This is a genomic window from Citrobacter amalonaticus Y19 (genome assembly GCF_000981805.1).
GTDB lineage: Bacteria > Pseudomonadota > Gammaproteobacteria > Enterobacterales > Enterobacteriaceae > Citrobacter_A > Citrobacter_A amalonaticus_C.
This window is the reverse complement of sequence record NZ_CP011132.1, coordinates 5167840-5193374: the sequence shown is the minus strand read 5'-3', so window position 1 is coordinate 5193374 and position 25535 is coordinate 5167840. Positions and strand designations below refer to the sequence as shown.

Here is a 25535-nt window from a genome sequence, read left to right as displayed (position 1 = left end):
TCTCTTTTAGAATAATGAAAGTAAAAAATCGACGTTAAAAATCTTGTTACCAAAATTATAATACATAATGCTTAAGAATATTATTAAACCGTAAGTAGAGATGAAGAAGGAAATAACGAGAAATTTATTTATGAATTTATTGAGAGAACCACTTAAATTGTCTTTATGTATTATACGAACAAAATAAGATGTAACAAACACATCTTGAGTTTTATTTTTAGAGAAAGTAAAAATCACTATATATACTACGGATGCCACCAAAATAATGAACAATGGGATGATAAAGTTTTCATTTTCTTTTAGCACAAAACCTAGAATAACTAACCAGCATACATATATAGCCATGAAGAAAAGAAGTAACATTCTTGAAATGGATGTTCTATTTTCGGATGAGACCAGATGTGTAGAATATATTCTTCCTGAAAAAAGTGGTTCCAGCATTGAGATATGAAGTTCCCAATTTCTTTTCCAATACTCACCACTAACCGTCATTAAATGTGACATTATAGTAAAAACCACACCAAGGAAAGATATAAAAGCTATGAGTAACAGAAGATTGTGATCACGTTCACTTATATCTGGTTTAAAATATGTTGATGCAAGTACACCGCAAAGTGTTATTAACGCCGCAATTATAGTGAAGCAATAACTTGCCCTCTTCCAAAAGAGTTCTATTTCAAAGTTTCTTATCGAATGAGCTTTATCATACGCTTCCTTAAGAATGGTAATATCAGATAACGTTACTCTTGATTTTCCACTTAATCGGGAACCTAATAGTTTGTTAAAGTAGATTCTATTCTGGTCAATATATTCTTGATGGTAGGGGTCAACATCACTGGTCTCTTGATAGGTAGAGCTTGTTGTCTGGACAGAATGAGGCTTAATACATTTCCACAAAAACATGCGACTTCCTATTTGATAGTTATGTTTCGAATACTTTACTACTGTGTCCGATAAAACTCACTAAAAACAAGTCACTAATCAGTAACATCATACTATGGGGATTATTACATCCAAGATGATTAAACTTTTAATTATAAAAGTTAAAATAAAGATATTGCGTTATGGAAATCACATTTTTAAAGGAAATATCCGTATTTGATGTGTAGCGGTATATTTTAATGTAAGCATCGCGAATAATTTTATCGTACTGGAGCCAAAGTATCGAAAGGATTCCAAGAAAAATGATTTGTACACATACTACTGTCACTATATCAGTGTTCAACATCATTGGTACTGGAGAGCATTTCTTTCTTCACGCGAAACACTGTAGCCCTGCCACAATCGCACAGCTTTGCGATCTCGTCTGGTGTGTTCTTCCCGGCTTGAAGCATATCAATGATTTTATTGTGTAATTCCTTATTCTTTTGCTTACCCTTGTACTTCTTCGCCTCTTTAGCAAGAGCTATCCCCTCGTTGCGTCGTGATGCGATCATACCTCGCTCAAATTCTGCAACTGCTCCCATCATAGTTAAGATCAGGCGGGATTGCGGGGAGTTATCAAAACTCATAGAGTTTGCAAGGAACTGAACAGTGATCCCTCGAGCCACGAGGTTATCAATCATCTCAAGCAAATCGCGGGTATTACGTGCAAGGCGATCAATAGAATGGGTAATGAGGGTATCACCTTCGCGGAGGTGAGAAAGGAGGTTCAACAATTCAGGCCGTTCGCTGGTGGACTTTCCTGATTCTTTTTCTGTAATAATTTTATCGCAAACAGGTTCCAGTACTGCCAACTGACGCTCAAGATTCTGATCCTTCGTTGAGACTCTTGCATAACCAAAAATCATTTTCCTGCCCTCACTACCGATTGTATCATTTGAATTAATTGAATGATACAGTATCATTTAAATTCATTCAACATCTAAATGATACTAAACGAGACGCAAAAGAGGAGTATCACAAGGGAGTACTCAAAAGAGATTTTAGATCGTTCATCTTTTAGCCAATACAGGATTAGTGAAAAGTTCGGTACTGAGATCTGAGTACAAGGCATTTGGTCGGGGGGATTGAACCTGATCAGACGAACGAGATTTCAAATCGTGCAGAAAAAAACTGACTGTACTTTTATCTAAGTAAACGATCCCTTTAACTTTTTTGTCAGAAATCGGGATGCCTGGGATTTAATTATTTTGCGAACTAAAGACCAGTACTTTAGTTGTGCTTAAAAAAAGTTAAAAACTACTACAAATCGAGATAACAATACCACTCGTGCTTAGCTAAATGGATTAACTCAGTTTCAACAATGAATAATTTGCATTAAATTCATTAGTACAAAAGTTCAAGTGGATTTTTTTAAAATAAAGCATATCATGTATATCTGATGCATCATAACATCTATATATCAAAAATGTAAGCTACAATACTTGGAGAGGTTATGGATAATATTTTATTTGTAAATTTCAGTGATGTACATCTTTCTATAAAAAACAAAGCAAATATCGAGAAAAAAATCAAATCACTTATAGAAATCATAGATATTCAAAAAATATTAAAAAGAAAAGAATATGTTATTATATTGATTTCTGGAGATATAGCATTCAGTGGTAAAAAAGAGGAATATGACTCTATTTCATCGTTGTTCAAAGTGATGAAAGAAAAATATTATCTTATAATGTGTCCTGGCAATCATGATCATAACTTTGGAGATTATTCCGAAATTGCACGGAATACTATGCTGTCAATCCCAATTGATAAAATAGACGATGCAGCAATCTCTTTTGTTAGCTCCGGGATGCAAGATTACAATAAATTCGAAGAAGAATTTAGTAGTTTTGAACCTGTTGAAAAAACCAATCTCAGTAAGCTTTATGAAATAAATTTGTCATCTGAAAAATTCTCAGTTCTGACGTTAAACACTGCCTGGTGCTCAAAAATACATGAGCGTGGTGGCGATATAACTTACCCGGAGAGTAAAGTACTAAAATGTCCTGAGCCTTACAATAGCATAATAATGTTTCACCACCCCTTATCATGGTTTGAGCCGAACAATGGGAAAGCCATTAGAAATATAATAAGGAATAATTACTCAATCGCTCTTACCGGACATGAACATGTTAGTGACTCTTTTAAAATAGACACCGAGTCCTCTACTACATTAATGATAGAGTCTCTGCCCATTGATGATTATCACGTTTTAGAAAATGGTTTTATGACTTTTGAAATCGAGGGTAGTGATATACTGGTAAGTACATATATTTGGGATGGCAGCACTTATAATGAAGGTCAAAACTTCCTTAAAAGTGATGTTATTGAGTCAAAAAAAGGACTCGTATCCAACAATTTCGAAGTTAGTAAGCAATTTCATGGTTTTTTGCAAACCCTTGGTGCTGAGTACATCCATCCAACCGCCAAAAAATTAACATTGGATGATGTTTTTGTTTATCCGAACATTAGGGATCTCTCGGATGAGAAAGAACAAACACGAAAAATATCTTCGAGAAAATTACTTAATAATAATGAAAGCCGAATAATTCTAATTGGAGATGAGTTTTGTGGAAAGACAACGATTCTAAAGAAATACTATTTAGACACGATAAAGAAAGAAAAGCTCGTGTTATTTTTAGATGGGAATACAATTAAAAAATCCAGTAAAACCATACAGAAAGTACTCACTGATGCAGTGACTTCACAATACAACAATAGATCATTAGCTGAATTCGCTACGTATGGAGCTGAAAAAACATTACTAATTGATGACTTCCAAGATATAAAGGGTAGCTCCAATTCCCTTAGAGCGTTTTTGTCCCCTTTAGAAAAAATATTTGATAAAATAATCATTACACTTAGTGATAGCTGCAAATTTGCTGGTGCCGATATAATCGAATCAAGTCCGTTCACCTCAGATTACAAGCAATATCAGATGTTGAAATTTGGCTTTAGACTCAGGTATGAATTAGCAAATCGCTGGAATACACTAAAATCGACTTGTGCCGAAGAGAGGTCTACTCTCATTCATGCCAATGATTCCTCAACCAAGATGATTAATACTATTATTGGAAAGAATTACATACCCTCAACACCTTTCTTCCTATTAACTATGCTTCAGTCTATTGATAATGAGCAATCAACAGATTTAAAGACAAGTTCATATGGATATTATTACCAATTCTTGATCACCAGCAGTTTGGCAAGTGCGTACGTCCGTAAAGAGCAGCTGGATGAAGTTTTTAATTATATAACAGAGTTATCATATTATTTCTACAAAAAAATAAACCCGAGGAAAGTAAAGAGCATCTTTGGAATTTCAATAATTCATTTTGTTCTGAGTACGGTGTTCAACTAGATTTTGGAGACCGTTTCGATCTTTTGGAAAAAGCCAAAGTGATAGAGGTTATTGAGCCAGACTATTATAGATTTAAATATAACTATGTTTACTATTTCTTCATAGCCAAGTATTTCTCAGATCATCTTAGAGATGCTGAAGTAGTTGATGAAATTAAGAAATTAGCATCATCCCTACATCTCAAGCAAAGTATGAATATTTTAATGTTCCTTACTCATCATTCTAAGGACCAGTTTATTTTAGATCTTATTACGGAGCAAACCAAGCTATTATTCAATCAATTTGAACCTGCTACAATTGATTTAGATACAGATTTCATTAATAGCATTGTGGATAATCTTCCAGAAGTATCATTTATTCAAAAAGACAGACTTGAATTCAGAAGAGAAGTTGAAGACTCAAAAGATATTAGGGATGGGAGCGATGAAGCTGAAGATGCTGAAGATGCTGATGAAAATCTTACTAAAGATGAGCATAATGATAAAAAGCAATTGTATAAAGGTATTGATTTAAATCTTGAGTTGAATTTAACTGTAAAATCTTTAGAATTATTAGGGCAGCTCTCAAGGAATTATTATGGGTCACTGAAAATTTCCCAAAAAGAATTGCTCTTAGATGAAGCAATAAATGCTCCATTGAGATCCTTGAATTTTTTGTTAAGCTCTGCTCGTGATGAGCCAGAGAAGACAATTGATACTCTTGAACAAAAAATAAATGAGGTCCTTTCTGGCAATAAGAATCTAGCATCGATAGATATTCGAGCATTAGCTCGTAAAATCCTTTTCAAAATGTTGTTCACGGTAACTTATTCGATTGTATCAAAAATTGCATCTTCAATAGGTAGTACCCATTTACAGCCAGTTATTGATAAAGTTTGTGAGAGCAAAAACAGTGACGCGGGGAAATTAATTAAACTTGCAAGTGTTTTAGAAGTTGGTCAGACAATTCCAACTGAAGAGCTAAGACAACTTAATTTAAGTTTAAGTAAAAACAATCTATCAAAATTGTTGGTTAAAGCTTTCGTCGTTAATTACTTGTATATGTTTGAACGCCCAGAAAATCAAGTACAAAAAATTTGTGCAGCCGTGGGTATAAAGTACGATACAATTTCTAAAGAAATTGGTTTTCAAAAAATCAACAAATAAGAAGTTATGGTTTCCACTACTCGCGATAGTTTTAAGAACAAATCGCGAGTAGTGGAAGACTATTACCAATCGCGGTTAAGTACCATGTACGCTGGCTGACACATGCTTCCACGTTCCTGTAACCAGTAGTAATCAAGATCGGCTACACGCACATTCAGCCCCGAATCCACTCGGTTGATCTGTAACCGTAGACCTATCATATCGTTATATGACAGACCTGATTTAACAACGTACTTGTATTTAACCCCCTTTTCTTGCTCAAACTGTTTAAAGAAAGGTGTCATTTTCTGCTGTATCTCATTTAAACAAATAACTTCACTATTAATGATGAATGCATTCTGTTCTTTACTACCTGAAACTGTTGCCCATGAATAAAATGAAAAAATTAGCAAGAACAATCCTATGACTAAAACATATTTCATTTAGATAACCTTATATCAATAACACATATCTACATTACCACCATTTTCTCTGACACATTTAATTTTAGCGGGAATAACTTCAGATACAATATTGGGTCTTGCGTTAGGGCGAGAAAGTTGTGGTATTGTTTTTAAAAGATTAAATACACAAGCATTAAATTTTTCTTTTATTGGTGCTTGCTCTTTTAAATATGCCAAAGTGAGACGTTCCCCGTCATAGAGAAATTTCTTCCTTTCAATAGGCGGCATCATATCCCAGTTAGTGTTTATATACATTTCCTCTCTCATTTTACGTTGTGTTTTATAATATTCATCAATAGAAAACATTGAATTACTATAATTTATACGACAATCTGAGTGTTCAATCGCTGACATGTATTGTCTATGACTGACGCCATATTTAATATAATCCAATTTCGATACTGTTCGGTCTACTGAATCAGTGTATGATGTGATTTCTTTGAGTATCTGCTGCGTTAATTCTGGATTTTCTTTTAAATCTTTCTTGATTAACTCTGGTACTTTTTCATCAGAATCAGAAAATATGACTGCATACTCTGCGACCATCTTAGAAATCTTATCCTGTTCATCCTTTTCGGCTACTTTAATACGTTGTTCTTCGGCAAATTTGGCGTAATCAATAACATTCGAAATATTATTTTCGCGAGCGATAGTAAACTCTTTGCCGTCTTTAAAACCAAGTTTATGTGCTCTGGCTTCATCGCTTGAAGAGCGGGCAGCATTTGCCATTAAAGCAAGCATAATGACCAGTACTGGCACGGTATAATTATTCACGAACTTATAGGGCAAGTATTTAGCTCTGAGATTACCGGTACCATAAAATGCCCATACGATCGAGGCAATACTTGCCAGTAGCTGGCACAATCCAGCGACGAAAAGCATAACGACCGACCAGAAGCCAGTACCAGCAGTGAAGAAATCACCAAACTTTCCCATTGCAGCAACGAAAAGACAGATACCCCAGAATCCATAAATTACCAGTTGTACAACTCTCATAGTTTTGTAACCCCGTTAGCTTCCTTCAGACCAAAAAGTACGGACTTGAAACCATCCGTGTTCAGGTACTTAAGAATAACATGAACACCCAACAACGATCGATATAAACGATCGATAGTACATGTATCGATCGTTATAAACTATCAATATCTATTAATTCAATACAAATCGATAGGCGAAATCGATCAAGTGGATTCCTAATCCGGGAGTGGGTTATCTATCTGATTTCAATACTATGACTACTCGCGATTCCATCACGCAGACGCTCTTAAAGCGTCTCTAAGGCGTTTTACGGGACTTTGTAGGTTCAGATGTGTTAGTGATGCAAATCGCGTTAAGGGGCTTCCTGTGCGTTTTGTCCGAAACACCATCATGAATGGGGATTGATAGGATCGGGGTCGCTTCGCTCTGAGCAGTACGGATAGTGCTTCTCCAGTACCTGAAACAGCAGATACCCCACCAAGTACACAAAGGAATTATTTGTAAAATAAGTAATGAAATAACAGGTAGTTATGTGCTTACTGACAGAACAAAAAAACGCGATTGGGTTCGCTCTGCCAGTGACCGAAGGGAACGCAGCAGTAGAACCGAATCCAGCGAACAGTACACGCAACGCGGGTGCTGTTTAATTGTTTTACCTATATAAACAATGGGATAGCTATCAAGTACTCACTGCGTGAGCACTCTCACTAACTACCCGAAACAGTTCGCTTGCTCTCGCCGCTCCTGATTTCAGGCAGTTAACTCGCTTTCGCTCCTTGATGGATGTCCGTTTTTTCTCTTAAGTATATATTATAAGGGGTTATTTTTGGACAAACTGTTGCTTTTCATGTCGGTGTTTCGGACTGAGTTTACGTCTCTTTTTTGTACAGCCTTTTCGAATCGCCTCAACATGGCTGCTTTATCTTCAGTACTGAGATCGCGGTTAGTATCACTGTTCAGAAATTCACGGAACGAATCCATTTCAAGCCCCGGATTATCCATTTTCCAGCGGCTGAAACGTTTTGATTTTTTACCGTCCAGTGCAGGCAGTCTGTTAACGTTTTTGGCTCCCTTCGGTCTGCCGGGTACACCAGCAGCAGCACTATCTAGCACCCCTGGAACATGCTCAATATTCGTACTCAATGATTCAGCCTGCCATTTATCGAACACATAGACAATCTGAGTTTCGGTACTATTAAACTGACGTGATATCCCTCTCAAAACGAACTGATGAAGGCTCTCGTATTCTCTCGCCTGATGGATATCTTCACCTGTAATCTTTAATAGCAACTCACACAGCTTCGCTTCTGTGTCGTCAGGACGCATACAGGCTAACCAGACGCATGTATGTCGATCTTTGTAGTCGTTATGCCCCCTCGCATCAGGGCTAATTCTGTAAGCCTCATGCAGCTTCTGTTTATCGGTATTGTTGTTCGTCCAGTAGTAGTTCTGACCGTCGAGTACTTCAGAGAGGTAATCATAAACACGCTGGAGTTGGTCGGGGTTCCTATCCTTCCATGTCTTTGATAATTTTATATTTTCTGAAAAATAGTATACTTTGAGGCGTTCATTTAAAGATACTTTTCGTTGTTGTAGATCATCCAGACTGATTTGTTCAAATAATTTAGGTCTTGCCTTATAAATCAATGAATTTTCGAAGTTTGCTCCCATAAAGGTTACTGGCAACCCAATATACTTTCGAAGCTCTTTCCATCCAAGAATACTTAACTGAACTTTCTCAGGGTCATTAAAGTAATCACTATTCATAATGAAAATATCGTTCTCACTGACAACCGAAAGATCCTGTGTAATTTTGTTTATTAAACTTCCTTTGACTGCTTTCTTTTTCGCCGTTAAGTACTCTTTATTTTCTTCATCGACAATCTCATGTTCTTGCATAATATCATGATATATAATATCTTTGATTCTCTGATTACCATCATTAACATTTTTGAATGAATGGAAATTAGTCACATCATCAAGCCAGATTTGCCACCCATCTAACATATCTGTAGGAATTCTAAAAAATGTTTTATCACTAATAATGAGAACTCGCTCAACAGGTGTTTTGAGGAAATCAAGAACTTCATTAATGACATTTTTACTCCTGGGCATTAAATCGCTAATCAGTAATTTGCAGTTATTAAAGTTTTTAGCTGTATCTGTAGCGAGTTTCTGTGTATTTTGTACGATAATAAACTTTTCAGTACTGCCTTTAGTGTTAAGCACTTTATTGATATTCTTACATAATTGATATGTTTTACCTGAACCACACTCAGCAGATACATACTTAAACTTGTTATAAATAGATGTAGAATTAATCATTTGTACACGCTCCATATTGATTAATTTAGAAAGGCCGATTCGTTACAGTGAGTCGGCCTTTCGTCGTTTTAGTTATTAGTATTTAGGTGTTGTAGTTTTAATTATAATGAAGTTTATGCTTTTCATTAGCCATTACAATACTCATATTTTCAGTCTAATACACTTTATCAATAGTCTACTATTTTAGTGAACTATACTATGAATGCATTGAACTATTATTTTTTATAAACATATTGCATATATAACTCCACCAGTAATACCAAAATATAAATCCTAAAATAGTTATCTTTCGGAACTGGCATTGTAGTAATAGCCATAACTTGAATAAGTTATTATTAAACATTACTATTACTTAGCTATAAAAAACATCACCACCGCTTCGGAGATATGAAACGGTGTGATTAAACACTCAAGATTTGAACTTAAACTATATCATATAGATTTCATTTGTCCCGTATTTTAATCACCATCATATAAATTTTGTTGGTTAGACACGATCAATGACTTGTTTCATTTGCCAAAGTGGTTGTTTACTCCTGTATGTTCTATCCGTCATTGTTTGATGAGCATGTCCAAGTATTGAGCATCTTATATGATCTGGAACTTCCTGAAGGTCTCGCAATCGATCTGATAAGCCATATCTATAGTCATGTGCCGTATGCTTCATACCTATTTTTTTGAACGCCTTGCTTATGGCATTGCTTGCAGATGAATTATTAACCCAATGATATATTGGTTTCTCTTCCCATATACCAGCTTTTAGAAGATTATCACTTAAAGGTATATCACGAATAGATTCGCAGTTCTTAACGGTTTTAGTACCAATATCATTAATACTGATGCATTTGATTAGCTTTCCTTGATCTTCTTTCTCAATATAATCGTTTGAAGTGATTTGGATCGCCTCACCAATACGAACGCCTGTGTAATAAAGTAGGTTTAGCAACCACCATAAGGTTCTGGAATCTGCAACATGTTGAGATGCAATAATTTTTTGATGTTCCATTAGGGAAACCCCCGTTTTAATACTCACATTTTCAACATTTTTATAATTCATCCCCAAAAAAGGATTCTTCTCGATGTAATCACGTTGTTTCATAGCGAAATTGAACATCGCAGAAACCTTAATGATGGCATCTTGTCTGGACCGAGGTGACTTACCCGAATTATCCAGAAACTTTTTATAAGTGCTCACTGTCTTCTTCGTAACTGAACCTACTGGTATATCCCCGCACCATTCCAGAAAACCATTTACCGTTCTCTCATTAAGTACTTTGGTACTTTTCGCCCAATCAGAACTCATCTCGTCAAGCCACTCTTTAAGTACTGAAGATAATAGCGGTGCAAAGTTTTTTTCTTGCATTGTCGAGTAAGGCAAGACATGACATGTTGTGACGGCAGATAAAAAATCATCCTCTATTTGCTTATCTCTGGCCTTAAGAAGAGTTTCACGAATCAAGTGTAGATTTGAATGCCCCATTAGCTGAGAGAGCCTTATAAATGCTTCTGTGAGCTTTATGGCACGGTACTGAGCCACCGTTTTGTCCTGCGTCCGCAGGCTGACCCGCAGAAGTTTCCCTGCTAATCGACGCTGCCATATAAAGGAGCGTTCAGAGGAAGCTGTTCTGTCTAAAAAATGCACATTTTGCTGTATAAAGATTGGATAAAGATCCGGTAAAGATTGCATGAAAACCCTCTTTAAATGAGAATAGTTCCCATCAAATCCCAAACACAACACTAATCGATACATTGTCGCTCAACATTAACCCTCTGGCGGCTTTACAGTCCCTTACGCTATACTAGCCCCTGAACTTACCGGCTCACCTCTACGAGCCGGTTTTCAATAAGCATTACCACATGGATTTATCAATTTCCCTTCCGAGGATCTGACCTGAACGGTTAGATAAAATATGTTAAACAGTATTTTCATTATTCTTTGCCTGATAGCCGTGAGTGCGTTCTTCTCGATATCCGAGATCTCACTTGCCGCTTCACGTAAAATTAAACTCAAACTGCTTGCCGACGAAGGCAATCTCAATGCGCAACGCGTGTTGAAAATGCAGGAAAACCCTGGGATGTTCTTCACGGTGGTGCAAATCGGTCTGAACGCGGTCGCTATTCTTGGCGGTATCGTGGGCGACGCCGCATTTTCCCCCGCCTTCAACGCCTTATTCTCTCGCTACATATCGCCAGAGCTCTCTGAGCAGTTGAGTTTTATTCTCTCCTTCTCGCTGGTCACCGGTATGTTTATCCTCTTCGCGGACTTAACCCCGAAACGCATCGGTATGATTGCGCCAGAAGCTGTGGCTTTGCGTATCATCAACCCGATGCGCTTCTGTCTGTTTGTTTTCACACCGCTGGTGTGGTTCTTCAACGGGTTAGCAAACGTGATCTTCCGCATCTTCAAGCTACCGATGGTGCGCAAAGATGACATCACGTCTGATGATATCTATGCCGTGGTGGAAGCTGGCGCGCTCGCAGGCGTGTTGCGTAAACAGGAACATGAGCTGATTGAAAACGTGTTCGAGCTGGAATCGCGTACCGTGCCGTCATCCATGACGTCGCGTGAAAACGTGATCTGGTTCGATCTGCATGAAGACGAGCAAAGCCTGAAGAACAAAGTGGCGGAGCATCCGCACTCCAAGTTCCTCGTCTGTAACGAAGATATTGACCACATCATTGGTTATGTCGACTCGAAAGATTTACTGAATCGCGTCCTGGCGAATCAGAGCATGGCGCTGAACAGCGGCGTGCAGATCCGTAACACCCTGATTGTTCCGGATACGCTGACCCTTTCAGAAGCGCTGGAAAGCTTCAAAACCGCCGGTGAAGACTTCGCGGTGATCATGAACGAATACGCGCTGGTCGTGGGTATCATCACCCTGAATGACGTGATGACGACGCTGATGGGCGATCTGGTCGGCCAGGGTCTGGAAGAGCAGATTGTGGCGCGCGACGAGAACTCCTGGCTGATTGACGGCGGTACGCCGATCGATGATGTGATGCGCGTACTGGATATTGACGAATTCCCGCAGTCGGGCAACTACGAGACGATTGGCGGCTTTATGATGTTCATGCTGCGTAAAATCCCCAAACGTACCGATTCCGTGAAGTTCTCGGGCTACAAATTCGAAGTGGTGGACATTGATAACTACCGTATCGATCAGTTGCTGGTGACCCGTCTTGACAGTAAACCGAGCGTGCTGGTGCCGAAACTGCCGGACGCGCAGGAAGACGTTAAAGCGTAGTTTGCGCCTGTCAGGCCTGCGTCAGAAACATCAACGGCTCCCAATGGGAGCCGTTTTTTAAACTACTGCATAGCACTTTGGTTAAGCCATCTCAGTTTGCAGACGCAAAACCTGACGGTTGACTTCGGACATCACAGACAAATGCTGTTTATCCTTCACTTTTGGGATAAGAATCTTGCCCTTATCAAACTCAAAAGCGCCAACATCCTTGATATATAACCGTCCACGGAACAGGATCTTCACGTACTTCGCCACTTGCAGTGGGTTGTACCGTTGGAAAATTTTCATTGTTATCTCCTGCTTAAGTCACGCCCTTGTGGTTCCACAATCGGTCCAACCGTTCTAAGGCGCAAAATTTAATGCCATTTGACTATAGACTATCTGTACGATGTTTCCAGCGCGTATAAGTTTATTTACCTTTCCATTACAGTTAATCAGAATCATCTCTGAATCACGGCGCTGTCCTCAGTATAAGCCTTCGTTTTTCGCAGTATTTGTGCGCCCGTCCGCAAACTGGCATCGCTCTTGCGGGAAAAAGCATCATTCGCACATATGATTAAAAATCGGACCCAAGTGGTCGGATCACCTGCAAACAATAAGAAGGAAACACCATGACCTTACGTAAGATTCTGGCGCTGGCGTGCCTGTTAGCGCCCATGATGGCCTCCGCGCATAGCTTTGAAACGGGCCAGCGCGTCCCGCCGGTAGGGATCGCCGATCGCGGCGAATTGATTCTTGAAAATGATAAGTTCAGCTATAAAAGCTGGAACAGCGCGCAGTTGCCCGGAAAGGTGCGTATCCTTCAGCACATCGCCGGACGCACCTCCGCCAAAGAAAAAAATGCGACGCTGATTGAAGCCATCAAAGCGGCAAAACTGCCCCATGACGTTTACCAGACCACGACAATCGTCAACACCGACGACGCAATTCCAGGTTCCGGTATGTTTGTACGCAGCAGCCTCGAGAGCAATAAGAAGCTCTACCCGTGGTCGCAGTTTATCGTCGACAGTGACGGCGTGGCCCGTAAGGCCTGGCAACTGGATGAAGAGAGTTCAGCTATCGCGGTGCTTGATAAAGACGGTCGCGTACAGTGGGCGAAGGACGGGGCGCTAACCCAGGAAGAGGTGCAGCAGGTGATTGCCCTGCTGCATAAGCTGCTCAATAAATAGAAACCCGGAAGCCGGGGTTAAGGAACGATTCACGCGGGGTGTAGTCCAGCGGCTTACCCTGCCAGTCGTGGACGTGCGCCCCGGCGGCTGCCGCGACGGCGTGGCCTGCGGCGGTGTCCCAGACGTTGGTCGGTCCAAAGCGCGGATACAGTTGCGCCTGCCCCTCCGCCACCAGGCAGAACTTCAGCGACGAACCAATCGACGTCGTCTGGTGCTCACCAAGTTGCTGTAAATACTCTTTCAGTTCGTTGTCTGCATGGGAGCGGCTAATAACGACAAGCGGCGGACGCGCGTCGCGGACCTGAATTTGCTTGCGCACGTTACACTCTTCTTTCCAGGCTTTGCCTTCTGCCGCGCTGTACATCACCTTCATGACCGGCGCGTAGACCACGCCCAGTATCGGTTTGCCCTTCTCGATAAGCGCAATGTTCACGGTGAACTCACCGTTACGTTTGATGAACTCTTTGGTGCCATCCAGCGGGTCGACTAACCAGTAACGCTGCCAGTGCTGGCGCACTTCCCAGGCCTGCGGGTCCTCTTCAGAGAGTACCGGAATGTCCGGCGTCAGCGTCGTTAAGCCTTCGAGGATCACTGCGTGCGCGGCGATATCCGCCGCGGTTACCGGAGAATCGTCCTGTTTGCTGGCAATCTCCATCGGTTTGACTCCATCATAGACCTGCATAATGGCATCGCCCGCGTTCCGTGCAAGCTGGCATACGTGTTCTAACATTCTCCACCTCGTTTGTGGCCGTGGCGTTAACTCATTGTTTTACTTATACCCGATCAGAGGCGAATCCGCCAACTGTGATAGCGCCTGCGGTTTTGCTTGCTAAACTGATGCATGATTCACAGTTCTGTAAGCAAGAAGATTTATATACATTTTCTTTTGTGGCTTAGATCTGAAAAGGATGCCCCCTGATGATTAAGTTTAGTGCAACGCTGCTGGCCACGCTGATCGCGGCCAGCGTGAATGCCGCGACCGTCGATCTGCGGATAATGGAAACCACTGATTTACATAGCAACATGATGGATTTCGATTATTACAAAGATACCGCAACCGAAAAATTCGGACTGGTACGTACCGCAAGTTTGATTAACGCCGCGCGCAGTGAAGCTAAAAATAGCGTGCTGGTCGACAATGGCGATCTGATTCAGGGCAGTCCACTGGGCGACTATATGGCGGCCAAAGGGTTGAAAGAGGGGGATATCCATCCGGTCTACAAGGCGCTGAATACGCTGGATTACGCGGTGGGTAACCTCGGGAATCATGAATTTAACTACGGCCTGGAGTATCTGCAAAAGGCGCTGGCTGGTGCGAAGTTCCCCTACGTTAACGCCAATATCATCGACGTTAAGACCCAAAAGCCGTTATTTACCCCCTACCTCATTAAAGAAACTGACGTCGTCGATCAGGAAGGCCACAAGCAGACGCTGAAAATAGGCTATATCGGGTTTGTCCCTCCGCAGATCATGACCTGGGATAAAGCGAACCTGAGCGGTAAAGTGACGGTTAACGACATTACCGCCACCGCGCGCCAGTATGTCCCGGAAATGCGCGAAAAAGGGGCCGATGTGGTGGTGGTGATTGCGCATTCAGGACTCTCTGCTGATCCGTACCAGAGCATGGCGGAGAACTCCGTTTATTATCTCAGCGACGTGCCCGGCGTGGACGCCATCATGTTTGGTCATGCCCACGCGGTCTTCCCCGGTAAAGACTTTGCCAGCATCAAAGGCGCTGATATCGCGAAAGGGACGCTGAACGGCGTACCGGCGGTGATGCCAGGCATGTGGGGCGATCATCTCGGCGTGGTAGATCTGGTGCTCAATAACGACAGCGGTAAATGGCAGGTGACACAGGCGAAAGCCGAAGCGCGCCCCATTTACGACGCCGCCGCGAAGAAATCGCTCGCTGCCGAAGACAGCAAACTGGTGGATATTCTGAAAGCCGACCACGATGCGACCCGTGAATTCGTCAGTAAGCCTATCGGTAAATCCGCTGATAACATGTACAGCTATCTGGCGCTGGTGCAGGACGATCCGACCGTTCAGGTGGTCAACAATGCGCAGAAAGCCTATGTCGAACATTTCATTCAGGGCGACCCGGACCTGGCGAAACTGCCGGTGCTTTCCGCCGCTGCGCCGTTTAAAGTCGGCGGGCGCAAGAACGATCCGGCCAGTTTTGTCGAGGTCGAAAAAGGCCAGTTGACCTTCCGTAATGCCGCTGACCTCTATCTGTACCCGAACACGCTGGTGGTTGTTAAAGCCAGTGGCAAAGAGGTGAAAGAGTGGCTTGAGTGCTCAGCCGGACAGTTTAATCAAATAGACAGCACCAGCAGCAAGCCGCAGTCGCTCATTAACTGGGATGGTTTTCGCACCTATAACTTCGATGTGATCGATGGTGTGGAATACCAGATTGATGTCTCGCAGCCCGCACGTTATGACGGCGAATGCCAGACGGTCAATCCAACAGCGGAAAGGATTAAAAATCTGACCTTCAACGGCAAGCCGATTGATCCCAATGCCACCTTCCTGGTCGCCACCAATAACTATCGCGCCTATGGCGGTAAGTTTGCCGGAACCGGTGACAGCCATATTGCCTTTGCGTCACCGGATGAGAACCGCTCGGTGCTGGCGGCATGGATTGGCGCGGAATCTAAACGTGTCGGGGAAATTCATCCGGCCGCCGATAACAACTGGCGTCTGGCGCCGATTCACAGCGAGACGAAACTGGATATCCGCTTCGAAACGTCACCGAGTGATAAAGCCGCCGCGTTTATCAAAGAGAAAGGCCAATACCCCCTGCAACACGTCGCCACCGATGATATCGGTTTCGCGATTTATCAGATGGATTTAAGCAAGTAACGTTACGTTAATGCCGGATGGCACGCCGCCATCCGGCCACGTTTTACGCCGCCCGTTCTTCCCGTTGTGCTAACACCTGCGGCAAATTTAACTCAATCCAGTCCGCCAGTGCGGCGACTTTATCACTGACCTGCTCGCCCAGCGGAGTCAGGCTGTACTCCACGTGCGGCGGCACCACCGGATACGACACCCGGTTGATAAACCCATCCTGTTCCAGCGCCTGCAGCGACTGTGCCAGCATCTTCTCGCTCACGCCGCCCATTTTACGGCGCAGATCGCTGAAACGGTGAGTACCGTCACGCAGCGCCACCAGAATCAACACGCCCCAGCGACTGGTTACATGCTTTAACACCTCACGCGACGGACACTGCTCGGCAAACAAATTGCCGTCACGGAGTTGTTGAGAAAGGGTCGATGCACTCATCTTTATACTTACCTTTTTGTACGTACTTACTAAAAGTAAGTTTAAGTGCTAGCTTTATAAAACACAAGCGACACATTAAGGAGTCACCCTATGATTGCTATTACCGGCGCAACGGGCCAACTGGGCCAACACGTTATTGAGAATCTGCTGAAAACCGTTCCTGCCAGCCAGATTGTCGCGATCGTTCGTAACCCGGCGAAAGCCACCGCATTAAGCCAACAGGGGATCACCGTACGTCAGGCGGATTACCGCGACGAAACCGCATTCACCCAGGCGTTGCAGGGTGTCGACAAGCTGCTGTTGATTTCCTCCAGCGAAGTGGGACAGCGTGCCGCTCAGCACCGTAATGTCATTAATGCAGCGAAGGCGGCGAAAGTGAAATTTATCGCTTACACCAGCCTGTTGCATGCCGACCGTTCCCCGCTGGGCCTGCACGTCGAACACGTCGAAACCGAGAAGATGCTGGCGGACTCAGGTATTGCTTACGCGCTGCTGCGTAACGGTTGGTATACCGAAAACTATCTTGCCAGCGCCCCCCCAGCGCTTGAGCATGGCGTGTTTATCGGTGCTGCTGGCGAGGGCAGAATTGCTTCCGCAACCCGCGCTGACTACGCCGCTGCAGCCGCACAGGTTATCAGTACAGAAGGCCATGCCGGGAAAGTGTATGAACTGGCAGGCGATGACTCCTGGACGCTGAGCCAACTGGCTGCTGAACTGAGCAAACAAAGCGGTAAACAGGTCGTCTATCAGAACCTGAGCGAAGCGGATTTCGCCGCCGCGTTGAAGGGCGCAGGCCTGCCAGCGGGTCTGGCGGATATGCTGGCCGATTCAGACACCGGGGCATCCAAAGGCGGTCTGTTCGATGACAGCCACACGCTGAGCAAACTGATCGGTCGCCCAACCACTCCGCTGGCTGAAAGCGTCAAAGGCATCCTGTAAGTGTTAAAAATCGGTTAATTATGGTGGCATCCCCGCGCATCCTCTCTGATAATGACAGGATGATGCGTGGGGAGAGACAACGTGCAAGGTGTACCAGAGCAGTTCAGCGATGAAAAAGACAGCGCCCGCTTTCGCCATCTGGCGCAGGTACCGGGCGTGGAGTTGTATCATGCGCACATTTCACGCTACGCCTTTGAACCCCACACCCACGAAGCGTTCGGCATTGGCGCGATAGAAGCTGGCGCCGAGCGCTTCCGCTATCGCGGCACGCAATACGTTGCCCCTGCCCACTCGGTCGTGACGATGAATCCGGATGAGTTGCATACCGGCGAGGCCGAAACCGCCGACGGCTGGCGTTACCGGATGATCTATCTGGAGCCCGATCTGCTGGAAGAGGTGACCGGCATCCGTCACTGGTGGTTTCATGACGTCACGCGTCACGATCCGCTCCGCTCGCGTCAGATCTGTTCGTTAATCCACGGCCTGTGGCACACCGACGATCCCTTGGCACAAAAAGGGCTGCTGTTGGAGCTGATCAACACCTTCCAGCCACTGGCGCGTCATGCCCCGGTGTCGCAGGAAGGCGCGCATCGCTTTGAGCGCGTGCGCGACTACTTGCATGACAACTACATGCGCCCGATCACTCTCGACGAACTGGCGCGCGTTGTCTCACTCAGCCCCTGGCATTTTCAGCGTCAGTTCAAGGCCCATTTCCACGTGACGCCGCATCAGATGCTGATGGCGATCCGCCTGTGGCGAGCGAAAGGGTTTCTGACACTCGGCATGCCCGCTGCGGACGTTGCCGCCGCGACCGGCCTCACCGATCAGTCTCACCTCACTCGCGCCTTTACCCATCGCTATGGCATTACTCCCGTACGCTATCAAAAGCAGGTTTATTCGCGCTAATGCGCAAGCTCATACAATACGCGCACCGGTTCCCTGCCTACACTTTTCGTCATGTTTAACGCTGTGGATGTGAAGCATGATTAGCGGTGTGTTGTACGCCCTGCTGGCAGGGTTGATGTGGGGACTGATTTTTGTCGGGCCGTTGATCGTGCCGGAATATCCGGCGGTGTTGCAGTCGATGGGGCGCTACCTGGCGTTAGGCCTGATTGCGCTGCCGCTGGCGTGGCTCGGACGCGGGCGCCTGCGACAACTTTCAGCGAAAGACTGGCTGACCGCGCTGGCGCTGACCATGATGGGCAACCTGATTTACTACGTCTGCCTTGCCAGCGCCATTCAGCGCACCGGCGCGCCTGTCTCAACGATGATCATCGGCACGCTGCCGGTCGTCATTCCGGTGTTTGCCAACCTGCTGTACAGCCATCGCGACGGCAGGCTCTCCTGGCGACGACTGGCACCCGCGCTGGTGCTGATTGGCATCGGACTGTTGTGCGTGAACATTGCGGAACTCAATCAGGGTTTGCCTGATTTTAGCGGCTGGCGTTACGGTTCCGGTATTGCGCTGGCGCTGGTGTCGGTCGTGTGCTGGGCCTGGTATGCGCTGCGCAATGCCCGCTGGCTGCGGGAGAATCCGGATAAACACCCGATGATGTGGGCGACCGCGCAGGCGCTGGTGACACTGCCCGTGTCGCTGCTGGGCTACCTCATCGCCTGCCTCTGGCTGCACGGACAAACACCCGATTTCGCACTACCGTTCGGCCCGCGCCCGGCGGTGTTTGTCGGACTGATGGTGGCGATTGCGGTGCTGTGTTCATGGGTAGGCGCACTGTGCTGGAATATTGCCAGCCAGCGATTACCGACGGTGATCCTCGGCCCGTTGATCGTGTTCGAAACGCTGGCGGGCTTGCTGTACACCTTCCTCTTGCGCCAGGCCCTTCCCCCTGTTCTGACCCTTAGCGGTATCGCCTTGCTGATGGTCGGCGTGGTGGTAGCGGTCAGAGCGAAACCGGAAAAACCGCGCGTCATTCCACTTTCAGAGCCGGGCAGTTAACCCGCCCCCCGTATTCTCGTTCGTTGTTGCGCCATCACAAAAGGTTCTGCCCCGAAAGAGTTATGGCGTCCGATTAAAGATGTATTTAAAATGCACTTTATATTATTGAGAATGAGGTAACGGCTATGGCTTATCGCGATCAACCTTTAGGTGAACTGGCGCTCTCTATCCCTCGCGCTTCGGCACTGTTTCGTAAGTACGATATGGATTACTGCTGTGGCGGTAAGCAGACGCTGGCGCGTGCTGCCGCCCGTAAAGAGCTGGATGTTGATGCCATCGAAGCGCAGTTGGCACAACTGGCACAACAGCCGATCGATAAAGACTGGCGCACCGCGCCGCTGACCGACATTATCGACCACATCATTGTTCGTTATCACGACAGACACCGCGAGCAACTGCCGGAACTGATCCTGCAGGCCACCAAAGTTGAACGCGTTCATGCCGATAAGCCCAATGTACCGAAAGGTCTGGCGAAGTATCTGACCATGCTGCATCAGGAGCTTTCCAGCCACATGATGAAAGAGGAGCAGATTCTGTTCCCGATGATCAAACAGGGCATGGGCAGCCAGGCGATGGGGCCGATCAGCGTCATGGAAAGCGAGCATGATGACGCGGGAGAACTGCTGGAAGTGATTAAACACACCACCCAGAATGTGACGATCCCGCCAGAAGCGTGCACCACCTGGAAAGCGATGTACAACGGTATCAACGAGATGATTGATGACCTGATGGAACACATCAGCCTGGAAAATAATGTGCTGTTCCCGCGCGCACTGGCGGGGGAGTAAATAAAATGCCCGGTGGCGCTAGCGCTTACCGGGCCTATGGGAACTCACCGTATAGACGTTTTGTAGGCCGGATGAGCGCAGCGCCATCCGGCAATCCGATTAACGAACCCCTGCCATCCGCTTCTTACCAATCAGCCACCAACCCAGACCCAGCGCGATGAACCACAGCGGCGTGACGATCAGCGCCTGACGGGTGTCGTCCTCAAGGGTCAGCAGCACCAGAACGAAGGCGAAGAACGCCATGCAGACCCAGCACATCACTTTACCCAGCGGCATTTTGTAGATCGACTTCTCATGCAGATGCGGACGCTGTTTGCGATACACCAGATATGAGCACAGGATGATGGTCCAGACGAACATAAACAGGATCGCCGATACGGTGGTGATCATGGTGAACGCGCCAATCACGCTCGGATTGACATACAGCATGACCACGCCGCCCAGCAGGCAGATACAGGAGAAGGTCAGCCCTTTTGCCGGTACCGCGCGTTTAGACAGCTTAGCGAACGCTTTCGGTGCCACGCCTTCCTGCGCCAGACCAAACAGCATACGGCTGGTGGAGAACACGCCACTGTTTGCTGAAGAAGCGGCAGACGTCAGGACCACGAAGTTAATCACGCTCGCGGCGGCAGGCAGGCCCACCAGCACGAACAGCTCAACGAATGGGCTCTTATCCGGCACCACGGAACTCCACGGCGTCACGGACATAATGACGATCAGCGCAAAGACGTAGAACATGATGATACGAATCGGAATCGAGTTGATGGCGCGCGGCAGGGATTTCTCCGGATCTTTAGTTTCCGCTGCCGTCGTCCCAACCAGTTCGATCCCCACAAAGGCGAATACCGCAATCTGGAAACCGGCAAAGAAGCCGCTAATGCCTTTCGGGAACCAGCCGCCGTCATTCCACAGATGCGCAAACGAGGCTTCCACACCGGTTGGCGACTGGAAGTGCATGGCAATCATCACCAGGCCGACAATGATCAGCGACACGATGGCGACGATTTTGATCATCGCGAACCAGAACTCCATCTCACCGAACATTTTCACGGTGGCAAGATTGAGGCTCAGCAGCAGGACCACCACCGCCAGTGAGGCGACCCAGTCGGAAAGGCCGGGGAACCAGAACTGCGCGTAGGCGGTAATGGCGACAACATCCGCCATCCCGGTGACCACCCAGCAGAACCAGTAGGTCCAGCCGGTGAAATAACCTGCCCACGGTCCCAGCAGGTCCGAAGCAAAGTCGCTAAACGATTTGTATTCCAGATTCGAGAGCAGCAATTCTCCCATTGCACGCATCACGAAAAAGAGCATAAAGCCGATGATCATATAAACAAAAATGATCGACGGCCCGGCGAGGCTGATGGTTTTACCCGAGCCCATAAACAGGCCTGTACCAATGGCGCCGCCGATGGCAATAAGCTGGATGTGTCGGTTTGTGAGATTGCGCCGTAACGACTGTTCAGTCGGAGCCTGTTCGTCGGCAGCGACTTTTACCTGATCTACCATGTTTTATTCTTCCTGTACCTGTCAGTGTTGTGCGGGCTCTACGGCCTTTAATGCGTCTGTTGTGTATCACTATGATACGACGATCCTGTTTTCAGGACTCATCGATATTAGGTAAGAATCGGCGGGATGAATACTAAGATTTAGATATTATGTTAATTATATGTTTAAAGTGAGTGTCATATCACTCTGGTAACGCGAATTAGCTCACAAAAATACACGCAACTGATGCATTTGCAAGATAAAATTCCGATATCTGGCGTTCAGGCAGCGTGATGACATCTTTTTCGTTCCCCTCCGACGTGGAGGGGAACAGAAGTGACTGCTTACAGGATTTCCAGCAGCTCTACGTCAAACACCAGGGTGCTGAACGGCGGGATCGAGGCACCGGCGCCACGTTCGCCGTAAGCCAGTTCCTGAGGAATGGTCAGTTCCCATTTAGAGCCAACCGGCATCAGGGTCAGGGCTTCAATCCAGCCAGGAATAACGCCGTTTACCGGGAATTCAGCCGGTTCGCCGCGCGCAACGGAGCTGTCAAAGACAGTACCATCGATCAGTTTACCGGTGTAGTGAACGCGAACGCGGTCAGTACGGGCCGGGATAGCGCCTTCGCCCTGGGTCAGCACGCGGAATTGCAAACCCGACTCCGTGCTGTTCACACCGTCTTTCTCACGGTTTTGTTCCAGATACTTCACGCCATCGGCAGCCATCGCCTGGAAGCGTTCACGACGTACGGCATCCGCACGTTCATGAATCTCACGCAGCGCGCGATGTACTACATCAACCGGCACGGCTGGCTGCTTGCCTTCCAGCGCGTCAGCAATACCGGCAACCAGCGCTTCAGGCAACAGCCCTTCCAGTCCGGATTCGCTCAGTTGCTGTCCTACCTGCAAACCAATGCCGTAGCTTGCTTGCGCTTCGATAGTGTCAAAAGTCGGGGTTGCCATCGTATTTCCTTTCATCGGATATAAAAAGTAGCGGGCAGCATAACAGCCAGGCTTCTCCCGGTAAAATGTTGTCTCGGAGAGGATGACAAATCACGACGAAAAAGAAACAATAGGGATATCGCCCTGGAGATGTGCCAAAAACGGGGAATATCACGAACATCATAGCGTTAGCTGTCTATACTCTATGATTGAGGAACGAGACGCGGAGCAGGAGGAAAGCCATGCCCGGGCGCTTTGAATTAAAATCAACCCTGGCGAAAATCTGGCATGCACCGGACAATTTTCGCATTATGGATCCGCTTCCGTCTATGCATCGCCGCGGCATTATCATTGCGGCGATTGTGCTGGTCGTCGGTTTCCTGCTCCCCTCAGGCGACACGAACGATGCGCCAGCGGTACCCCGCAACGCGCAGTTGGATCTCCAGTCTCAGTCACAGCCTCAACCGCCGACCGAAGCACAACTTCAGGCCCAGCTTGTCGCCCCGCAAAACGATCCAGGGCAAGTCGCCCCCGTCGCGCCGGAACCCATTCAGGAAGGCCAGCCAGAAGAGCAGCCTCAGGCACAGCAACCGCAAACCCAGCCTTTCCAGCAAAACAGCGGCATTGACCAGCAGTGGCGCTCTTATCGCGTCGAGGCAGGTAAAACGATGGCGCAACTGTTCCGCGATCACGGACTGCCGCCAACGGACGTGTACGCAATGGCGCAGGTTGAAGGTGCGGGCAAGCCGCTCAGCAGTCTGCAAAATGGGCAGATGGTGCAAATTCGTCAGAATGCGAATGGTGTGGTAACCGGGTTGACCATCGATACCGGAAACAATCAGCAGGTATTGTTTACCCGTCAGCCCGACGGCAGCTTTATCCGCGCACGTTAACGCCTGTTGCCGTAGCCTGATGCGCAGCGCCATCAGGCATGTCAGCGCAGTGCCGGATGGCGACTTTGGCTTATCCGGCCTGCAACTTCACTGTTACCGCTTCACCTTATTGACCCACCATATCCCCGAGCACACCAGCAGCAGTGCAATTGCGTATTTCCACTCCAGGATATTCTCGCCAAGGAAAATCGCGGACAGCACCGCACCAGAGACCGGGATCAGGAAGTTAAACGGCGCAATCATCCCCACGCGGTTGTACTTGAGCAGGATGCTCCACAGCGCAAACGCTACCGAAGAGAGCAACGTCAGGTAACCGAGAATCGCCACCGACGCGAGTCCGTGGACGTTCAGCGTGCCGCCAAACGCATAACCACCGATCATCAGCACCAGCCCGCCAATCCCTAGCTGGTAGCCCGTCATCACCGTCGGATCCACGGTTTGTGAGAGTCGCTTACCGTAAAGCGTCGCAGCGGAGAGAATAAATGCCGCCAGCACAATCGAGCCATCGCCCGCCAGAGTAAAACTAAAATCCAGCAGCCCGCTGTTGAAGTTCACCACCATCACACCGGCAAAACCGAGAATGCAGCCCAGCGTTTTGTTGTAGCTCAGCTTATCGTTCTGGTAGATGAAATGCGCCAGCAGCACGCTGAAGAAGGTGCCCGTGGCGTTCATGATTGACCCTTTCACGCCGGTAGTGAACGCCAGGCCGATATAAAAGAAGATGTATTGCAGCGAGGTCTGTGTTACCCCCAACAGCGTCAGTTGCCCAAACTGCCGGGAACTCAGGCGGCCTATCGGCTTACGCTGCGCCATCGCCAGCAGGAGTAACAGCAGGCCAGCGAACAAGAAGCGGTATCCGGCGAAAACAATTTTGGAGGGGATATCATCAGTCGCTATCTGGAAGATCTCATAACCGCTCTTTATGGCCGGATAGGCGCTGCCCCAGAGCAGACAACAAAACGCCGCACTCAGCCAGACGACATTCTTACGCGCAAACAGAGGTTGTGGGTGCGGAGTGTCCATTCATCACCATATTGAAATTATGTTTTATTTTCAGTGATTATCCCGAAAAGGATAAAGAATAGCCAGCGCGAATAATGAGGGGGCAGAAAAGCAAAACGCCGACACAAGGTCGGCGTTTCTTACGCAATTGTCAGAATAAAAACTTATTCTGCAACCACGTTAATGGTCAGCTTAGCGAATACTTCGCTGTGAACCTGGAAGTCCACTTCATGCTCACCAGTGGTACGCAGAACGCCGTTCGGCAGACGAACTTCGCTCTTAGCCACTTCAACGCCAGCTGCAGTCACTGCATCAGCGATGTCGCGGGTACCGATGGAACCGAACAGTTTACCTTCGTCGCCTGCTTTAGACGTGATGGTAACGGTTTCCAGTGCGTTGATTTTCTCTGCGCGTGCATTTGCAGCAGCCAGAACGTCAGCCAGTTTGGCTTCCAGTTCAGCGCGACGTGCTTCGAAGTATTCAACGTTTTTCTTGGTAGCAGGAACAGCTTTACCCTGTGGTACCAGGAAGTTACGAGCATAACCCGCTTTAACGTTAACCTGATCACCCAGGCTACCCAGGTTTGCTACTTTATCAAGCAGAATAACTTGCATTACCTTATCCTCTCAAAGTCGTATTAATGGACCG

23 protein-coding genes are annotated in these 25535 nt (G+C 46.5%); 10 read left to right on the top strand and 13 right to left on the bottom strand.

Features of this window, described 5'->3' with window-relative positions:
• Positions 1–6 precede the first annotated feature (6 nt).
• Together F384_RS24250 and F384_RS24245 are read right to left on the bottom strand one after the other, a co-directional pair.
• Positions 7–903, bottom strand: coding sequence for a hypothetical protein (locus tag F384_RS24250; protein WP_046495447.1), 897 nt, complete (start codon positions 901–903; stop codon positions 7–9).
• A 311-nt stretch (positions 904–1214) separates the two neighbouring features.
• Entirely contained in the window at positions 1215–1790 is a 576-nt protein-coding gene (locus tag F384_RS24245; RefSeq protein WP_046495444.1) for a recombinase family protein, read from the bottom strand.
• Positions 1791–2377: 587 nt separating this feature from the next.
• Between F384_RS24245 and F384_RS30525 the strand changes: the two genes are divergently transcribed.
• Both F384_RS30525 and F384_RS30520 read left to right on the top strand, forming a co-directional pair.
• The gene (locus tag F384_RS30525) at positions 2378–4285 is read left to right on the top strand and encodes a metallophosphoesterase (RefSeq protein WP_226991616.1); all 1908 of its coding nucleotides are present in this window, start codon (positions 2378–2380) and stop codon (positions 4283–4285) included.
• A 23-nt stretch (positions 4286–4308) separates the two neighbouring features.
• Entirely contained in the window at positions 4309–5430 is a 1122-nt protein-coding gene (locus tag F384_RS30520) for a hypothetical protein (protein WP_226991615.1), read from the top strand.
• Positions 5431–5492: 62 nt separating this feature from the next.
• On the opposite strand, the gene F384_RS24235 is transcribed toward F384_RS30520, so the two are convergent.
• The 4 genes from F384_RS24235 to F384_RS24220 form a co-directional block, all read right to left on the bottom strand.
• The gene (locus F384_RS24235) at positions 5493–5852 is read right to left on the bottom strand and encodes a hypothetical protein (protein WP_046495441.1); all 360 of its coding nucleotides are present in this window, start codon (positions 5850–5852) and stop codon (positions 5493–5495) included.
• Positions 5853–5867: 15 nt separating this feature from the next.
• The gene (locus F384_RS24230; protein WP_046495440.1) at positions 5868–6869 is read right to left on the bottom strand and encodes a hypothetical protein; all 1002 of its coding nucleotides are present in this window, start codon (positions 6867–6869) and stop codon (positions 5868–5870) included.
• A 792-nt stretch (positions 6870–7661) separates the two neighbouring features.
• Positions 7662–9176, bottom strand: a complete 1515-nt coding sequence (locus F384_RS24225; protein ID WP_071162397.1) for a type III restriction endonuclease subunit R — start codon at positions 9174–9176, stop codon at positions 7662–7664.
• 487 nt (positions 9177–9663) lie between these two features.
• Positions 9664–10863, bottom strand: coding sequence for a tyrosine-type recombinase/integrase (locus F384_RS24220; protein ID WP_052746984.1), 1200 nt, complete (start codon positions 10861–10863; stop codon positions 9664–9666).
• A 223-nt stretch (positions 10864–11086) separates the two neighbouring features.
• Here F384_RS24220 and F384_RS24215 point away from each other — a divergent pair, with 223 nt between their 5' ends.
• Positions 11087–12424 carry a hemolysin family protein gene (locus tag F384_RS24215; protein ID WP_046495436.1) on the top strand — a complete coding sequence of 446 codons (1338 nt, stop codon included), beginning with the start codon at positions 11087–11089 and terminating at the stop codon, positions 12422–12424.
• A gap of 81 nt (positions 12425–12505) precedes the next feature.
• Here the strand turns inward: F384_RS24215 and F384_RS24210 are convergent, their stop codons facing one another.
• Complete coding sequence (locus tag F384_RS24210) at positions 12506–12712, bottom strand: DUF1107 domain-containing protein (protein WP_004857160.1); 207 nt, start codon at positions 12710–12712, stop codon at positions 12506–12508.
• Positions 12713–13035: 323 nt separating this feature from the next.
• On the opposite strand from F384_RS24210, the gene F384_RS24205 reads away from it, so the two are divergent.
• Positions 13036–13593, top strand: coding sequence for a YtfJ family protein (locus tag F384_RS24205; RefSeq protein ID WP_046495431.1), 558 nt, complete (start codon positions 13036–13038; stop codon positions 13591–13593).
• On the opposite strand, the gene cysQ is transcribed toward F384_RS24205, so the two are convergent.
• Positions 13583–14323 carry a 3'(2'),5'-bisphosphate nucleotidase CysQ gene (gene cysQ, locus F384_RS24200; RefSeq protein ID WP_046495424.1) on the bottom strand — a complete coding sequence of 247 codons (741 nt, stop codon included), beginning with the start codon at positions 14321–14323 and terminating at the stop codon, positions 13583–13585. The genes F384_RS24205 and cysQ overlap by 11 nt on opposite strands.
• A gap of 188 nt (positions 14324–14511) precedes the next feature.
• On the opposite strand from cysQ, the gene cpdB reads away from it, so the two are divergent.
• Positions 14512–16455 (top strand): 2',3'-cyclic-nucleotide 2'-phosphodiesterase, encoded by a 1944-nt coding sequence (cpdB, locus tag F384_RS24195; protein ID WP_046495421.1) that lies wholly within the window; start codon positions 14512–14514, stop codon positions 16453–16455.
• A 43-nt stretch (positions 16456–16498) separates the two neighbouring features.
• Here cpdB and F384_RS24190 read toward each other — a convergent pair whose 3' ends face one another.
• On the bottom strand, positions 16499–16879 hold the full coding sequence (locus F384_RS24190) for a winged helix-turn-helix transcriptional regulator (protein WP_042321550.1): 381 nt from the start codon (positions 16877–16879) through the stop codon (positions 16499–16501).
• Between the two features lie 90 nt (positions 16880–16969).
• Here F384_RS24190 and F384_RS24185 point away from each other — a divergent pair, with 90 nt between their 5' ends.
• The 4 genes from F384_RS24185 (at position 16970) to ytfE (ending at position 20560) form a co-directional block, all read left to right on the top strand.
• Positions 16970–17818, top strand: coding sequence for an SDR family oxidoreductase (locus F384_RS24185; RefSeq protein ID WP_046495412.1), 849 nt, complete (start codon positions 16970–16972; stop codon positions 17816–17818).
• A gap of 81 nt (positions 17819–17899) precedes the next feature.
• Positions 17900–18724, top strand: coding sequence for an AraC family transcriptional regulator (locus F384_RS24180; protein WP_046498575.1), 825 nt, complete (start codon positions 17900–17902; stop codon positions 18722–18724).
• A 76-nt stretch (positions 18725–18800) separates the two neighbouring features.
• Positions 18801–19772, top strand: a complete 972-nt coding sequence (locus tag F384_RS24175) for a DMT family transporter (RefSeq protein ID WP_046495406.1) — start codon at positions 18801–18803, stop codon at positions 19770–19772.
• A 125-nt stretch (positions 19773–19897) separates the two neighbouring features.
• Positions 19898–20560, top strand: coding sequence for an iron-sulfur cluster repair protein YtfE (gene ytfE / locus F384_RS24170; RefSeq protein ID WP_046495401.1), 663 nt, complete (start codon positions 19898–19900; stop codon positions 20558–20560).
• Positions 20561–20659: 99 nt separating this feature from the next.
• Here ytfE and cycA read toward each other — a convergent pair whose 3' ends face one another.
• A complete protein-coding gene (gene cycA / locus F384_RS24165; protein ID WP_046495398.1) occupies positions 20660–22069 on the bottom strand; it encodes a D-serine/D-alanine/glycine transporter in 1410 nt (469 codons plus the stop codon).
• A gap of 323 nt (positions 22070–22392) precedes the next feature.
• Positions 22393–23013: an FKBP-type peptidyl-prolyl cis-trans isomerase gene (fklB, locus tag F384_RS24160; RefSeq protein WP_042321539.1), complete on the bottom strand. Its 621-nt coding sequence runs from the start codon at positions 23011–23013 to the stop codon at positions 22393–22395.
• Between the two features lie 221 nt (positions 23014–23234).
• Here fklB and F384_RS24155 point away from each other — a divergent pair, with 221 nt between their 5' ends.
• Complete coding sequence (locus tag F384_RS24155; RefSeq protein WP_046495393.1) at positions 23235–23885, top strand: OapA family protein; 651 nt, start codon at positions 23235–23237, stop codon at positions 23883–23885.
• A gap of 93 nt (positions 23886–23978) precedes the next feature.
• Here the strand turns inward: F384_RS24155 and F384_RS24150 are convergent, their stop codons facing one another.
• Together F384_RS24150 and rplI are read right to left on the bottom strand one after the other, a co-directional pair.
• Positions 23979–24908: a DMT family transporter gene (locus tag F384_RS24150; RefSeq protein ID WP_046495390.1), complete on the bottom strand. Its 930-nt coding sequence runs from the start codon at positions 24906–24908 to the stop codon at positions 23979–23981.
• A 143-nt stretch (positions 24909–25051) separates the two neighbouring features.
• The gene (gene rplI / locus F384_RS24145; protein ID WP_042999192.1) at positions 25052–25501 is read right to left on the bottom strand and encodes a 50S ribosomal protein L9; all 450 of its coding nucleotides are present in this window, start codon (positions 25499–25501) and stop codon (positions 25052–25054) included.
• Positions 25502–25535: the final 34 nt, after the last annotated feature.